Annotated in this window: 10 protein-coding genes; 3 read left to right on the forward strand and 7 right to left on the reverse strand. The window is 65.2% G+C overall.

Features of this window, described 5'->3' with window-relative positions; all coding sequences use genetic code 11:
• Positions 1-16: 16 nt before the first annotated feature.
• Positions 17-640: an L-threonylcarbamoyladenylate synthase gene (locus tag AC2VNO_RS06985; RefSeq protein ID WP_486933463.1), complete on the reverse strand. Its 624-nt coding sequence runs from the start codon at positions 638-640 to the stop codon at positions 17-19.
• 36 nt (positions 641-676) lie between these two features.
• Positions 677-1,606 carry a PHP domain-containing protein gene (locus AC2VNO_RS06990; RefSeq protein ID WP_486933464.1) on the reverse strand — a complete coding sequence of 310 codons (930 nt, stop codon included), beginning with the start codon at positions 1,604-1,606 and terminating at the stop codon, positions 677-679.
• Between the two features lie 114 nt (positions 1,607-1,720).
• Here AC2VNO_RS06990 and AC2VNO_RS06995 point away from each other — a divergent pair, with 114 nt between their 5' ends.
• Both AC2VNO_RS06995 and mnmC read left to right on the forward strand, forming a co-directional pair.
• Positions 1,721-2,020 carry a YciI family protein gene (locus tag AC2VNO_RS06995; protein ID WP_486933465.1) on the forward strand — a complete coding sequence of 100 codons (300 nt, stop codon included), beginning with the start codon at positions 1,721-1,723 and terminating at the stop codon, positions 2,018-2,020.
• Between the two features lie 179 nt (positions 2,021-2,199).
• On the forward strand, positions 2,200-4,218 hold the full coding sequence (mnmC, locus tag AC2VNO_RS07000; RefSeq protein ID WP_486933466.1) for a bifunctional tRNA (5-methylaminomethyl-2-thiouridine)(34)-methyltransferase MnmC2/FAD-dependent 5-carboxymethylaminomethyl-2-thiouridine(34) oxidoreductase MnmC1: 2,019 nt from the start codon (positions 2,200-2,202) through the stop codon (positions 4,216-4,218).
• 4 nt (positions 4,219-4,222) lie between these two features.
• Here mnmC and AC2VNO_RS07005 read toward each other — a convergent pair whose 3' ends face one another.
• The 4 genes from AC2VNO_RS07005 to zipA all read right to left on the reverse strand — a co-directional run bounded on the left by AC2VNO_RS07005 (position 4,223) and on the right by zipA (position 11,194).
• Complete coding sequence (locus AC2VNO_RS07005) at positions 4,223-6,838, reverse strand: putative bifunctional diguanylate cyclase/phosphodiesterase (protein WP_486933467.1); 2,616 nt, start codon at positions 6,836-6,838, stop codon at positions 4,223-4,225.
• A 173-nt stretch (positions 6,839-7,011) separates the two neighbouring features.
• Positions 7,012-7,278, reverse strand: a complete 267-nt coding sequence (locus AC2VNO_RS07010) for a YheU family protein (protein WP_486933468.1) — start codon at positions 7,276-7,278, stop codon at positions 7,012-7,014.
• Complete coding sequence (gene ligA, locus AC2VNO_RS07015) at positions 7,275-9,335, reverse strand: NAD-dependent DNA ligase LigA (protein WP_486933469.1); 2,061 nt, start codon at positions 9,333-9,335, stop codon at positions 7,275-7,277. Before ligA ends, AC2VNO_RS07010 begins: the two co-directional genes overlap by 4 nt.
• 101 nt (positions 9,336-9,436) lie before the next feature.
• Positions 9,437-11,194: a cell division protein ZipA gene (gene zipA, locus AC2VNO_RS07020; RefSeq protein WP_486933470.1), complete on the reverse strand. Its 1,758-nt coding sequence runs from the start codon at positions 11,192-11,194 to the stop codon at positions 9,437-9,439.
• Positions 11,195-11,229: 35 nt separating this feature from the next.
• On the opposite strand from zipA, the gene AC2VNO_RS07025 reads away from it, so the two are divergent.
• Complete coding sequence (locus AC2VNO_RS07025; RefSeq protein WP_486933471.1) at positions 11,230-11,472, forward strand: hypothetical protein; 243 nt, start codon at positions 11,230-11,232, stop codon at positions 11,470-11,472.
• Here AC2VNO_RS07025 and smc read toward each other — a convergent pair.
• Positions 11,419-14,913, reverse strand: a complete 3,495-nt coding sequence (gene smc / locus AC2VNO_RS07030; RefSeq protein ID WP_486933472.1) for a chromosome segregation protein SMC — start codon at positions 14,911-14,913, stop codon at positions 11,419-11,421. The two genes, AC2VNO_RS07025 and smc, sit on opposite strands and share 54 nt — an antisense overlap.
• Between the last annotated feature and the right edge of the window lie 4 nt (positions 14,914-14,917).

Consider the following 14,917-nt stretch of genomic DNA (forward strand, 5'->3'; position numbering starts at 1 on the left):
CCGGGAGTGGTGACGCTCAGACGCCGAACGGCGCCAGATCGCCACGCCCTTCGCGCACGATGGTCGGCGGCAGCTCGCGCAAATCGATAACGCTGGTGGGTTCCAGGTGGCAGGCGCCGCCGTCGATGATCAGGTCCAGGTGGGCGTCGTAGCGGTCGCGGATCTCTTCCGGATCGGTCATCGGCAGCGCTTCGCCCACCGGGATCAGCGTCACGCTCATCAGCGGTTCGCCCAGCGCGTCCAGCAGCGCATGGGTGATGCGATGGTCGGGAACGCGCACGCCGATGGAGCGACGCTTGGGATGCAGCAGCAGGCGCGGCACTTCGGAGGTGGCATTCAGAATGAAGGTGTAGGCGCCCGGGGTGTTGGCCTTGAGCAGGCGAAACACGCTGTTGTCGACCTTGGCGTAGGTGCCGATGTCGGAGAGATCGGAGCACATCAGGGTGAAGTTGTGCTTGTCGTCCAGTGAACGCAGCCACTTGATCTTCTCGATCGCTTTCTTGTCGCCCAGATGGCAGCCCAGGGCATAGCCGGAGTCGGTGGGATAGGCGATCACCCCGCCCTGACGAACGATCTGGACTGCCTGATCGATCAGGCGCTTTTGCGGGTTTTCCGGGTGGATCTGAAGATAGAGACTCATGTTCGTGTTCCTGACATTAACGTTTCTTGCTGGCCACTATAGCGCGCCGGCGGCAGGCGCGTCGCAGCCCATCGCAACGAAGCCGGTCAGCCGCGGGTGTGTCCACACCGGCGGCACCGCGGTGCGCGGCACGGGGCTCATGCTGCCCGGGGCCAGATAGCCGCCGGGAAAGTGGAAGTCGCTGCCCAGCGAGGCGTACAAGCCCCGCTCGTCGAGCTGCCGCGCCAGGTCGCGGGTGACATCGGGATTCTGAAAGCCGTTGACCAGCTCGGCGGCCTGTCCCCCCGCAGCTACCAGGTCGTCCAGCAGCAGCCCTCGCTTGCGCCGGGTCAGGCCGTAACGCAGAGGGTGTGCCAACACCGCCACGCCACCCGCCGCAACGATCCAGCCCACCACCTCGGTCAGCGCCGGCCAGTGGGCCTTGACGTCCCCCGCCTTGCCGCTGCCCAGGTGCTTGCGAAACGCCGTGGCGATGTCGGGCACCAGGCCTGCCGCCACCAGGGCCCGGGCAAAGTCGGGCCGTCCCAGCGGGCGGTGGGGGCCGGCCTGCTCTCGGGCACGGGCCAGCGCATTGTCGAGCCCCAGCTTTTCCATGCGCTGGGCTATCACGGCGGCGCGAGCCTCGCGCGCCTGGGCCTGGCCTTCCAGCGCTTCCGCGAGCGCCCCATGCACGCCATTCGGCAGCAGGCCGACCACATGTATGGAGATACCCTGCCAGCGGGTCGAAAACTCCGACGCCGGCAGCAGGCACATACCGTGTCGGCGAGCCGCCTCGGCGGCTTCCTCCACCCCGGCCACGGTGTCGTGATCGGTCAGCGCCATCAGCGAGATACCGCGCTCGACGCACAGGGCGACGACGTCGCTGGGTGCCAGGGCACCATCCGACGCGGTGGAGTGCATGTGCAGATCTACCCCAAAGGGGCCGGGGTCGCCGTCGAAACGCTCGGGCAGGCGGGGCATTGGCATGACGCAGGCAGGCAACTTTGTCAGAATGATGGCCCATGGTGCGCGTCCGACGAGAGCCGGTCAACGCACGCTGGAGTCCGCGGTGATACCGCCCTTGCCCGAGGAAACGCTGCGATGCTGTACGCAATCATCAGTGAAGACGTGAATAATAGCCTTGAGCGCCGCCTGGCTGCCCGCCCCGACCATCTGGCCCGGCTGGAGAAGCTGCGCGACGAAGGCCGCCTGGTGCTGGCTGGCCCGCATCCCGCCGTGGATGCCGAGAACCCTGGCGAGGCCGGCTTCAGCGGCAGCCTGGTGGTGGCCGAGTTCGATGGTCTCGAGGCCGCTCAGTCATGGGCCGACGCCGACCCCTACATGATCGCCGGGGTCTATGCCAAAGTGACCGTCAAGCCGTTCAAGAAGGTGCTTCCCTAGCAGCAAGCCCCTCTCCGAGGGACGGTTATCCACATGGATGTTGCTCACAGCTTCTGTGGATAACACTGTTGAAACGCCGCGGATGGCTTGCGCGATGCGCCACCCCGTGCCGCCGCGGCAACTTCGATCATTTTTTGAGCAGCCCTGTTCGTGCTGGAAAGCTCGTGCTGGAGTAATCCGTGTCCCTGCCCCACGCCCCCCTGCCGCCGTTGGCCGGCCTCGAGAGTGCCTGCCTCGACTGGCAGCGCGACGATACCGGCGAAAGCGCCCCGCTTTCGACGCGCTTCGATGACGTCTATTTCACGCGCCATGACGGCCGGGCGGAAACCGAGCATGTCTTCGTACAGGGCAACGACCTGCCGCGACGTCTGGCAGCCTGGCAGTCGCGGCGCCCCTTCGTGATCGGCGAGACAGGCTTCGGTACCGGACTCAACATGCTCTGCGCCTGGGCCTGCTTCGAGACCCACGCCCCGGCCGCAGCCCGCTTGCATCTGGTCTCCACCGAACGCTACCCGCTGACTCAGGACGAGCTGGCCCGTGCGCTTGTCGCCTGGCCGGACCTGGCGGAAAAAGCCAAGCGGCTGGTGCACCAGTGGCCCGAACCCGTAGCCGGCATCCATCGGCTGTGGCTCGACGAAAGGGTGACGCTCGATTTGCACTTCGGCGATGCCGCCGAGCGTCTGGCGCTGCTCGAAGGCGGAGTGGATGCCTGGTTTCTGGATGGTTTCGCCCCCTCGAAGAACCCGGAGATGTGGCGCCCCGAGCTGTTCACCGCCATGGCCGCCTGTTCGCGACCGGGAGCGACCTTTGCCACCTTCACCTGCGCCGGAGTGGTCAAGCGCGGGCTGGCGGCGGCCGGATTCGCCTGGCGCAAGGTGCCGGGGTTCGGGCGCAAGCGCGAGATGCTCGCCGGCGAGATCGCCTCGCCGCCCACTGATGCGAGCCGCGCGCACACGCCGTGGTTCCGTCCACCGACAGCGCCACCGCCGTGTCACGTGGCGGTGATCGGTGCCGGTATCGCCGGGGCCAGTACCGCCGCCGCCCTGGCGCGGCGCGGCGTTGCCGTCACCCTGATCGACCGCTTCGACCGCGCCGAGCTGGGCAGGACGCATCTGCAAGGGGCGCTCTACGTCAAGCTCGCCGTGGAAACCAACCTGCAGAGCCGCGCCTATCTGGCCGGCCTGCTTCACAGCCGACGCTGGCTGGCCCAACTCGACCCCGAGCAAGCAGTGTGGCGCCCATGCGGCGTGCTGCAGTTGGCCCTGAGCGAGAAGGAGCAGATGCGTCAGGCTCGCTTCCTGGAGAATCATCCGCTGCCGGAGAGCGTGGTGCGCGGGCTCGACGCCGAAGCGGCAAGCGCTGCTGCCGGCATCCGCATCGACACCTCGGCGCTGGACTATCCCCATGCCGCCTGGGTCAGGCCGCTCGAGCTGTGCGTGAAGCTTGCCGCAACGCCCGGCGTCAGCTTCCGCCGCGGTGAGGTGGTGGCTCTGGTGGAAAGCGAAGCGGGTTGGACGCTGACCCTGGCCGACGGCGAGCGCATCGTGGCCGACCAGGTGGTGATCGCCACCGCCAGCGAGGCCGCAAGATTCGCTCAGACCTCGGCGCTGCCCTTGCAGCCGGTACGCGGCCAGGTCAGCCAATTGAAGCTGCCCGCTGGCGCTCCTGCCTTGGGGCGGGTGGTGTGCGCCGGGGGCTACGTGCCGCCAGCAGCGGATGGAGTGCTCAACTTCGGTGCCACCTTCGCTCCGGGCGAAACCGACATGAGCGAGCGCGAGGCCGACCACGCCGCCAACCTGGCGGAGCTGGAGCGGGGACTGCCGCACTTCGTCGCGGCACTGCGCGACGCCGGCGCCGAGCTGTCGCCCGAACGGCTCACCGGCCGCATGGGCGTACGTGCAGCGAGCCCCGACAAATCGCCCTACTGCGGTCCGGTGCCCGATGCCAGGGCCTGGCGCGAGGACTATGCCGCCCTGGCCAAGGACGCCACTCGCGTGGCGGACGTGCCCGGGCGCCACCACCCCGGGCTATGGCTAAGCGCCGCACACGGCTCACGCGGCCTGGCCAGCGCCCCGCTGTGCGCCGAGCTGATCGCCTCACGCCTGTGCGACGAACCGCTGCCACTGGAGAGGCCGCTGGTGGATCATTTGCATCCGGGCCGCCGCATCATCCGTGACCTGATCCAGGGAAAGTCGTGAAGCCCTAGCACTCCTGTTCGAGCAACGCCTGCCGACGGCTGACGAAGTTCGGCCCCGGCCGACCCAGGTGGTAGCCCTGACCGAAATCGATGCCGAGCGCCTCGACGGCAGCCAGCACGTCTTCATTCTCGATGAACTCGGCGATGGTGCTCACCCCCAGGCTCTGGGCCAGAGTCACGATACTCTTGACGAAGGCCATGTACTGCTCGTCACTGAGCATGTTGCGAATGAACTCGCCTTCGATCTTGATCACGTCGATGGGGAACTGCTTGAGATAGCGGAACGAAGAGTAGCCCGAGCCGAAGTCGTCGATGGCGAAATTGAAGCCCTCGAGCTTGAGATCGAGCACGAATTTTTCCAGCAGTTTGAGATTGCTTACCGTCTCGCGCTCGGTCAGCTCGAAGACGATGCGCTCAGGTAGGATGCCGTAATCGATGGCCAGCTGATGAATACGACCAATGAACTCTCCGATGATCAGCGACTTGGGTGACAGGTTGACGAACAACATCCCTTCGTAGCCTTGCTCGCGAACCTGGGCGAAGGCCTTCTCGATCAGCTGATAGTCCATCTTGTGGATCACGCCGATGCTTTCGGCGATATCGATGAATTCCCCGGCCGGTACCAGACGGTCGTCGAGCTGAATGCGCATCAACAGCTCATGGATATTCACCTCACCGGTGCGTACGTCGGCGATGGGCTGGAAGTAAGGCACAATGCGCTGCTCTTCCAGCGCGCTGAGCACCATCTGGTTCTTCTCGCCCATCTCCTTGAATACCGCCGCCACCTCTTCCTGCTCCGGCAAGGCGACGCAGTTCTTCCCCTTGCGCTTGGCCTTGTACATCATGTTATCGGCCATCAGGAATAGGTCGTGAGGGTTGCCGGCATGGTTGGGATAGCTAGCAATGCCGATCGAAGTCGTCGCCCGTACGCTGCTGCCGTCGGGAGCGGTGAGCACCTGACTACTGAGATTGCTGGCAATGCGCAGCGCCACCGAGTAGGCCTGCTGCTCCTCGGTCTGGGGCAGGATCACGGTGAATTCGTCGCCGCCGTAACGGGCCAGGAAGTCGCCGGGGCGTACCGACTGAGCGAGCGTGTCGGCCACGGCATGCAGGAACTGATCGCCAAAGGCGTGACCATGACGGTCGTTGACGGTCTTGAAATTGTCCAGGTCGAGCATCAGCAGGCTGAAGTGATCCTCATGACGCGTCGCCCGGCCCACCTCGTAGGCCAGCATGTCCTTGAAGATACGCTGATTGTGCAGGTTAGTGAGCGGGTCACGGGTGGCGTAGAACTCCAGATCCTGGGTGTACTTGTAGATTGCCTTGACCGAGCCTACCAGGTTGAGCAGCGTGGACAGGATACCGTCGATAACGATGTGCCGGATCGGATCCTGCGCCAGGTCGGACTGCACGCCGATGCCGACTATACCGCCGATCTTGGGCGCCTCCAGCAGAAGCGACTTGGTCTGCAGGCGGATATCCTCCGACGTGAGGTCGGCCATTGGCTCGCCCTCGCCGCTGCACATTACGGTATGGTGGAACACCTTGATGATCGCGGCCCCGGGCTGCCCCTCGTGCTTGCGCTCGAGCATCTGGGACAGCAGCGCCTCGAAGGTCGCCTTGGTTTCGGGTGCCACTTCGCGATACCAGAATATTTCCAGCTCGTAACCCTCTTCCTCCACTTGGAAGATCGTCACCAGGGTGTGAGCCTGAATGATGGTATTGATATCGGCCAGCAGTTCCTTGATGAACTCCCGCCAGTCGCGCACGACTTCCGAAGTAATGATGAACTTGCTCAGCAGGCGGATTTCGAACTCGAGGATGTCCTTGTCTACCGCCACGTTGCGCAGCCTGCTCACCAGCGCATTGATTTGCTCCAGGGCATCGCTCAGCTCGTGAAAACGCACCCTGGTATCACTGAGGTCGAGCTTACGGAAATCGGCTACGGAGTTCACCGCCGACAGGCGCTGACGGAACTGCTGCAGCGTGACCTGTATGCGGTCGGCAAATAGCTTCGACATGCCCAGCGCCAGCAATAAGATGAGCAGGCCGGCCACCAGGAACATCGCCAGGTAGTTGAGCCTCACCTCGCGGCTGATCGGCGCCATGTCATGTTGAATAGCGATGATGCCGAGCACGTCGCCGCTCGCCGCGTTCTGGTGGCAGGTGAGACATTCCGAACGTGCCACTAGCGGCATGATACGCCGTACCATGCCGTCTTCACGCCACACCCGCTCGCCACCCGACGCCAGGGCGGAGCGAATGACGATGTCCAGGGGTGGCTGATCAATGGAGCCGTAGCGCTCCGATACCCGCTCGCCGCGATAGAACTCGAAGCGATAGCCGGAGCCTTCATGGGCGCGCTTGGTCTCCTCGATGAAGTCCTCCATTTGCTCCCGGCTCCATCCTTGGCGCATGACCTGCAGCATTGCATTGTAGCTCTGCCTGGCCAGGGTCTCGGAGGTCTGTTCGGCCTGACGCACCAGGATGTTTTCGTAGAGCAGCGAGGAGACAAGGGCGACGCTGATGAAAACCGTCAGCGAAGCGGAGAGGATCGCCACCAGGACAAACCCCTGCAGGGTTTTTAGGCAGGCAAACAGGGAGCGGGCGTAGGTCGGCATCAGGCTACTCGGTAGGCAAGACGTCAGGCACCCGCCCGTCCATAGAGGAGCTGCCGTCAATGAAGAATCAGAAAATTCATTCTTGCCGTATGATCTTTTTCAGCCACTGACCTGGATCAATTTTTCGTTACATTCATCTGCCGGCTCTCTTGCACCTTGGTCGTGCCTGCCGGCTAGTCCTCTTCATCGTCGGCCAGATCGCGGCCGAAGGCGCGCCACTGGGCCAGGGTCATCACCTCTGTGGTTTCGGTTTGCAGGTCGTGGGCGATGAGCAGCTCGCCGCGCTCGAGCTGCTGCTTGAGCTGAGCGACCCAGCCGCGCATGCCCTCGCCTGTATCGGTGGTGTCGTAGCCCTGGCGGGTAACGAACGTTTCGAGCAGAGCGTCCAGCGTCTCGCCCGGCAGCATGCGGTAAGGCACCTCGATAAAACGTCCGCTCATGCGCTTGGCTCCTCTTCCGCGACACCTTCGCCACGCTCCCAGGCTTCCAGCCGCTCGACGAAGACGGCCTCGTCGAGAACCTCGATGCCGAGCTCCTGAGCCTTGGTCAGCTTGCTGCCGGCAGCTTCGCCCGCCACTACGGCAGTGGTCTTCTTGGAAACGCTGCCGGCCACCTTGGCCCCCAGGGCCTGCAGCCGCTCCTTGCCTTCGTCGCGGGTCATGCTCTCCAGTGAACCGGTGAGCACCCAGGTCTGGCCGGTCAAGGGTTGGGGGCGCTCGCCCACGCTCTCCTCGGCCCAGGTCACGCCTTGCTGCCGCAGCGCCTCGATGGTGTCGCGGTTGTGCTGCTGGCGGAAGAAGGTGTGCACGTGGGCAGCGACCACCGGCCCCACATCCGCTACCGCTTCCAGCTCGGCCTGCTCGGCATCCATCAGTGCATCCAGGGTGCCGAAGTGGCGCGCCAGGTTGGCTGCCGTGGCTTCGCCCACCTCGCGAATGCCCAGGGCGAAAAGGAAGCGTGGCAGCGTGGTCTGCTTGGCCTTTTCCAGCGCCGCCACCAGCTTCTCCGACGACTTCTGCGCCATGCGCGGCAGCGTGGCCAGACGCTCGGCATCGAGGCGGAACAGGTCGGCCGGGGTCTTGATCCAATCCAGCTCGACCAGCTGGTCGATCAATTTTTCCCCCAGGCCGTCGATGTCCATGGCCCTTCGCGAGGCGAAGTACCTGAGCGCCTCCTTGCGCTGTGCGGCGCAGAAGAGTCCGCCGGAGCAGCGTGCCACCACCTCGCCCTCCAGGCGCTCGACTTCGGAATCGCACACAGGGCAGCGGTCGGGAAAGACGATCTCACGGGCATCGTCGGGGCGCAGCTCGTGCAGAACCCTAACCACCTGGGGGATGACGTCGCCAGCCCGGCGAATCACCACGCTGTCGCCGATCTTCACGCCAAGGCGGGCAATCTCGTCGGCATTGTGCAGACTGGCGTTGGACACGATGACGCCGGCCACCGTCACCGGCTCCAGTCGCGCCACCGGAGTGATCGCCCCGGTACGGCCGACCTGAAATTCGACGTCGTTGAGCCGTGTGGTCTCTTCCTGTGCCGGAAATTTGAAGGCCGTGGCCCAGCGCGGTGCACGGGCGACGAAGCCCAGCTCGCGCTGCAGGCGCAGGTCGTCGACCTTGATTACCGCGCCGTCGATGTCGTAACCGAGGCCGTCGCGCTGTTCGCCCAGGCGGCGACAGTAGTCGACGACACCTTGGCTGCCGGTAACGACCTCGAGCAGGGTGCTGGTGCGAAAGCCGAAGGTCTTCAGGTGATGCATCAGCTCGCTATGACTGGCATCGCCCTGATCCGGCTCGATTCGCGCTACCTGGTAGGCACTGAACTCCAGCGGGCGCTGTGCGGTGATGCTCGGGTCGAGCTGACGCAGGCTACCTGCCGCGGCATTGCGGGGATTGGCGAAGACCTTGCTGTCCTCTTCGCGGGCACGCTCGTTGAGCCGCTCGAACCCGGCATGACTCATGATTACCTCACCGCGAACCTCTAGCAGCGCGGGCACGTCTCCACGCAGCTTGAGCGGGATCGAACGCAGCGTGCGCAGATTGGAGGTAATGCCCTCGCCGGTACGTCCGTCGCCTCGGGTCGCGCCGCTGATCAATACCCCGCGTTCGTAGACCAGCGACACGGCAGCGCCGTCCAGTTTGGGCTCGCAGCAGAAGCGGATCGACTCGCCGTCGGTTTCCAGTCGGTCGGCCACGCGCTTGACGAAGGCTTCGAGCTCCTCTTCGTTCAGGGCGTTGTCCAACGACAGCATGGGCACGGCATGCTGCACCTCAGGGAAGCCGGCATCGGGCGGCGCCCCGACTCGCTGAGTCGGTGAATCGGGCGTCACCAGCTCCGGATACGCTTTCTCCAGCTCCTGGAGACGCCTCAGCTTGCGGTCGTATTCGGCGTCCGTGAGGCGCGGCTCGTCGAGCACGTAATAGCGGTAGTTGGCGTCGTCGAGGTCGGCGCGCAGCTTGGCGACTTCATCGAGGGTTTTCCGGTCGGGCTGGCTCATGCGTCTCTTGAATCTCAAGGGGTCTCACCGCCCCTGAACACGACAACCCCGTGATCGCTCACGGGGTTGTCGGCGGGTGCGGCATGGCACACGATCAGGCGTCAGTTCACCTGGTAGCGGTTTAGGCGGTTGCGGCGCTCGAACTCCTGCACGCGCTGGCGCGCAAACCCCACGGTCTGCGCTGTCATCACGCTATGGTTCTCGTCCTTCAGCTCGCCACCCAGATTGCGCACGATGACCATGGCGGTCTCGACCATCGCCTCGAAGGCCGCTGCGGTATCCACCGCACCGGGCAACGGCATCAGCAGGGTGATCCCCGGCGTACGGAACTCGTCCATCGCCTCGATCGGGAAAGTACCCGGCTTGAGCACGTTGACCATCGAGAACTGCAGCTCGCTTTCGGGATCTTCGGTCTCGAAGCGGTGGAAGATACCCATGTCGCTGCTGTAGCGCAGGCCGCAGGCCAGCATCAGTTCGAGTAGCGCCTCGCCGCAGAAACCCTCTTCCTCACGGGACAGCACACTGATCACGATGATTTCATCGGCGTGGCTCAGGGTCTCGCGAGCGCGCTCGGCGTTGACGTTATGGCGTAGCGCCCTGGCCAGCGTCGGGTGGGCGCGCACTACGTCATCATCGTCGTTGACGGCCGTCGCGGGCGGCGGCGTGCCGAGGCTTGGCTCGGCATACTCGAGATCGGTGTACTCAATCTCTTCGTGCTGGGCGGCACGCGGCCGAGAAGGCGCGAACAGCGGGTCGTCGTCGTCGGCAAGCTCGATGGTCTCGGCTTCCAGGCGGCGGCGCTCGGCCTCCCTGGCGGCCTGGGCCTCGGCAGCTTCGCGGCGCTGCTGAGCTTCCCGGGCGGCCCTTTCGGCACGCTCCTGCTCACGGCGTGCTCGCTCCTCGCGCTTCAGTTCGCGACGCTTGGCAAGACGCTGCTGCATGGAGACACCGAAGCGCTGCACCGATTCGCCTACGCGACGCGAGCCGCTCTTGAGCGAATCCCCCATGCCTTCGAGGTCGACCAGACGATAGCGCTCGTCTTCGTCGTGATGGACGTCGTGGTCTTCTGGGTCGGCAGCCAAGGGCTCGGCAGCGGCCCGCACCGGTTCGAGGTCGGACTCATCAAGAGCGGTGAGCGTCGGTTCGCGGCGCTCTTCGACGTCGCTCGGCTCAGCGGATAGCGTTGGCTCGACGGGCGCCTGCTCGCGTTCGACATCGACCTGGGGCGGAGCCACTGCGGCGGTCGGTTCGGCCACCGCAGGCTTGGTCTGAACCGGCTCGTCCCGAGTGACTTCGGCAGCCGCCGGGGCTACCTCGGGCTCGCGGCGTTCCTTGCTGACCGCTTCCACAACCGGCTCGGCAGCCAACCCTTCCACGCCAGTCGCCCCTTCCACGCCAATTGCCCCTTCCACGCCAATTGCCCCTTCCGCCTTGGCAGGAGCGGCCGAGCGCGCAACATCACCGGCGCCGGCATCGGCTCGCGACGCAGCGACAGCAGGCGATGCGGCTACAGAGGACGAGGCAGCGACAGGGCGCGACTCGGCGACGCTGTCGTCGACATGCGTTTCTCTGAATCCGGCCAGCACCCGTGAGGGCCCGGGATGTTCCTGACGTTCGAGCTTGGGCTTCGACTGTACCTGCGAATAGCTCGCCGGCTTGACGACCCGAGCGCCACCGTTAGGTAGCTCCCAATTGGGATCGTCATCAGTTTCCGCCTGGCCTACGACGTGGTTGTTGTTCTCCCCTGCCTGGTCCAGGCGAGGCACTCGGCGCTGGCGCTTGAGGCGACGAACTCCATCGATAACGATGAGCGTCACCAGGGCCAGCCCCAGAATGATCAGCCATTCTCTAAGTTCCATGGGTCGTCTTGCCTATCACTAGGGCGCCATGCCAGATGGATGTTCGTAAACAGCATAGCGCGATTGCCGAAAAAAAGGCCACTTTTTTGTTTGTCAAGCCCTGGCATTATCGCTCTGGAGTCATTTCGACCCTGCGCCTTTCCCTGTCAATTCGCTTTTCTATTCTGCGTTATGACCGTGATGTGTCTTCTGATATCGCGTTTGCCGCGCTCTTTCAAGTCCTTTCAGGCTTCGGCCAACGCAGCGGCCTCTTCCACCCCGACGGCCACAAGGCGTGAGACACCGGGTTCCTGCATGGTAACCCCCATCAATCTTTCGGCCGCTTCCATGGCGATCTTGTTGTGGGTGATATAAATGAACTGTACCGACTCGGACATGTCTTTCACCAGTTTTGCATAGCGCCCTACGTTGGCATCATCGAGTGGTGCATCGACTTCGTCGAGCATACAGAAAGGAGCCGGATTGAGTTGGAAGATGGCAAAGACAAGCGATAAAGCAGTCAGTGCCTTTTCCCCACCCGAGAGAAGATGAATGGTGCTGTTCTTCTTTCCCGGTGGCCGCGCCATGATCGCCACCCCGGTATCCAGCAAATCCTCGCCGGTCAGCGTCAACCATGCGGTTCCGCCCCCGAAGACTCGCGGGAAAAGCGCTTGTAGACCCTGGTTGACTCGCTCGAAGGTGTCGCGAAAACGCGTCCGCGTCTCCTGATCGATGCGGCGAATCGCGCGCTCGAGGGTGTCCAGCGCCTCGTTGAGTTCGGCCTGTTGGGCTTCCAGATAGTCGCGCCGCTCGGCCTGCTGGTCGTACTCTTCGATGGCGGCCAGGTTGATCGCCCCCAGGCGCCGCACGCGCTCGCCGACCTCCTCGAGGCGGGTCTGCCACGCCGACTCGGTGGCATTGGGGTCGAGGTCCTTTTCGAGATCCGCGCCCTGATGGCCCAGCTCGGCGAGCTGCTCGTCTTGGGTTTCGGCCTTCAGCACCAGCGCCTGAACCTGCATGCGCGCCTCCTGCAAGCGCTCGCGGATGCCCTCCAGATTGCGCTCATGGCTCTGCCGCGCCAACTCGTCCTCGCGCAGGCGTTCCACCAGCTCGGCAGCCTGCGCCTTGGCTTCATTGAGCGAGCGTTCGTCGCCCTCGCGCCGATGCAGCAGTTCGTCGAGCTTCTCGCGCTGCTCCTCGTCGGGCTCACGCAGCATTTCGAGTGTCTCGGTCAACTCCTCGCAGCGTGCCAGCAACCGTTCGCGGGTATCGCCGCTACGGCCTTGCTGCTCGGCCAGGCCGGCTCGCTCGGTGGCGAGCCGCTGGTGCTCCAGGGCCAACTGTTGAACGCGCTCCTGCAGCGGGCGCTGGCGGGTGCGTAGCGCTGCCAGCCGCTCCCGTGCATCGCTGCGCGCCCGCTCAAGCCACTCGCGCTGCTCCGCGCCCTCTTCAAGCTTGACCATGGCCTGCTGCCAGCGCTCTCGGGCTTCCTCGATGTCGAGCCGTGCCTCGGCGCAGGCCTCGTCGAGACCGGCCAGCTCCTCGGCCAGCTCCCCGGCACGCCCCTGTAGATGCTCCAGCCGGCTGGCCAGGCCGCTGTCCTGCACCGCCAGCTGCTGCTGCTCGACGGTCAGGCGGCGCTCTTCGTGACGTGTCGCTTCGAGATCGCGCTCGGCCTGTGCGGCACGTTCCCGATGGGTCTCGATGTCCTGATCCCGGGTTGCCAACCGGGCTTCCACCTCGTCCAGTTCGGCCGTCACCTCGCCCAGGCGTCGGCGGCTGACCAGCAGCGCATCGGGGCCTTCCCCCTGCCCGCGATGCCGCACCCAATCGCGTCCCAGCCATAGCCCCTGTGGTGTGAGCAGGCTTTCACCCGCCGCCAGGTTCTCGCGTTCGCTCCAGGCCTGTTCGCTGCTGTCCACGCAGCGGATCGCTGCCAGCCAGGCCGTGGCGGCACCGGCACCCTGCACCCTGGCGGCAAGGCTGTGCGAGGCGAATTCCACGCCGCTGTGGGATGCAAGCGCACCCAGCTCGGCAGGCGGCTCGGCGCTGGCCGTGCGGAAAGCATCGGGGCTGGCAAGGCGCGCCTTGAGCCAGGGAGCCAGTACCCAGGAGACGCTGGCCTCCCAGCCTGGCTCGACCTCAAGGGACTCGCCCAGACGCGGCAGCTCGCCAAGCTCATGGTTTGCCAAGTGCTTGGCCAAGGCGTCGTCGGAGTCATTCAAGGCGGCCTGGATCAGCGCCTCCAGCGAGGCCATTTCGCCCTGCAGGCTGCTGCGCCTGCCTCGCTCGGCCTCGCGCTCGCGCTCCAGCTCCGCGGCCACCTCACGGGCCTCGTCGCGCACGGCCTGAAGCTGCTGGCGGCGCACTTCGACCTCTTCCTGGGCCAGGCCGAACTCTGCCAGCTGCTCCTTGAGTTCGTCGCGTCTGGCCATCAGTTCGGCCAGATCGGGAAGCTCGAGCTGCTGCTGGCGCCGACGCTGGGCGTCGGCTTCGAGCCGTGTCAGGCGACTCTCCAGCTCGCGCAGGCGGTCCTGACTGCGCTCGGCCTCGCGGCTGGCCTCACGCCAGCCTTCGCTGAAGGTTTCGAAGGCCTGCTCCGCGGCTTCAGCGCCGGGCTCGGCTTCTTCCAGCATGGCGTCGAGCTCGGCCAGTCGTTCGGCCACCTCCTCCTGTTCGGGCAGCAGGGTTTCGAGTCTCTCGTCGAGCCGTAGCAACCGCTCGCGGTCGTGTTCGCCCAGACGATCGAGCTCGGTCAGCTCCTGGCGCGCGCTCTCCAGGTCGCGGGCCAGCTGGCCCTCACGGCTGCGCGCGTGCTCGAGGCTCTGTTCGAGGCGAGCGATGGCACTGCTGGTCTCGAAGAAACGCGCCTGGCGCGCTTCCAGGGTTTCTGCCAGGGCGTCGTGGCCGGCCCGAGCCTCTTCCAGGCGAGTCTCGCACTGGCGCAGACCGAGGATCTCTCGCTCCACGGCGGTTTCCAGTTCGCGGACACGGTGCTCTTCTTCGTTCTGACGTGCGCGCAGAGCGCGACCGCGCAAGAGCGCCAGTTCGCCCTTGAGTCGGTGCTCTTCAGTCTTGAGGGTCTGGTAGCGGCGTGCCGCTTCGGCCTGGCGGCGCAGTCGCTCGAGCTGCTTGTCGAGCTCGTCACGGATGTCCTCGAGGCGCTCCAGGTTCTCCCGGGTACGCCGCATGCGGCTCTCGGTCTCGCGGCGCCGCTCCTTGTACTTGGAGATACCCGCGGCCTCCTCGAGGGTGGCGCGCAGTTCCTCCGGGCGCGCCTCGATCAACCGCGAGATCATCCCCTGGCCGATGATGGCGTAGGAGCGCGGACCGAGGCCGGTACCGAGGAAGAGGTCGGCGATGTCGCGGCGGCGACACTTCTGGCCGTTGAAGAAATAGCTGGACTGGCCGTCGCGGGAAACCTGACGCTTCACCGCGATTTCGGCGTACTGGGCGTAAACGCCGCCCATGGTGCCGTCGCTGTTGTCGAAGCGCAGCTCGATGGCGGCCTGCCCCACCGGCTTGCGCGCGGTGGAGCCGTTGAAGATGACGTCGGTCATCGATTCGCCGCGCAGGGTCTTGGCCGAGGATTCGCCCATGACCCAGCGCACGGCATCGATGATGTTCGACTTGCCGCAGCCATTGGGCCCGACGATGGCAGTCATATTGCCATCGAAGGGCACCGTGACCGGGTCGACGAAGGACTTGAACCCGCTCAGGCGAATCGAGGTGAGGCGCATCCCG

It is taken from the genome of Halomonas sp. TH-94 (genome assembly GCF_057473365.1).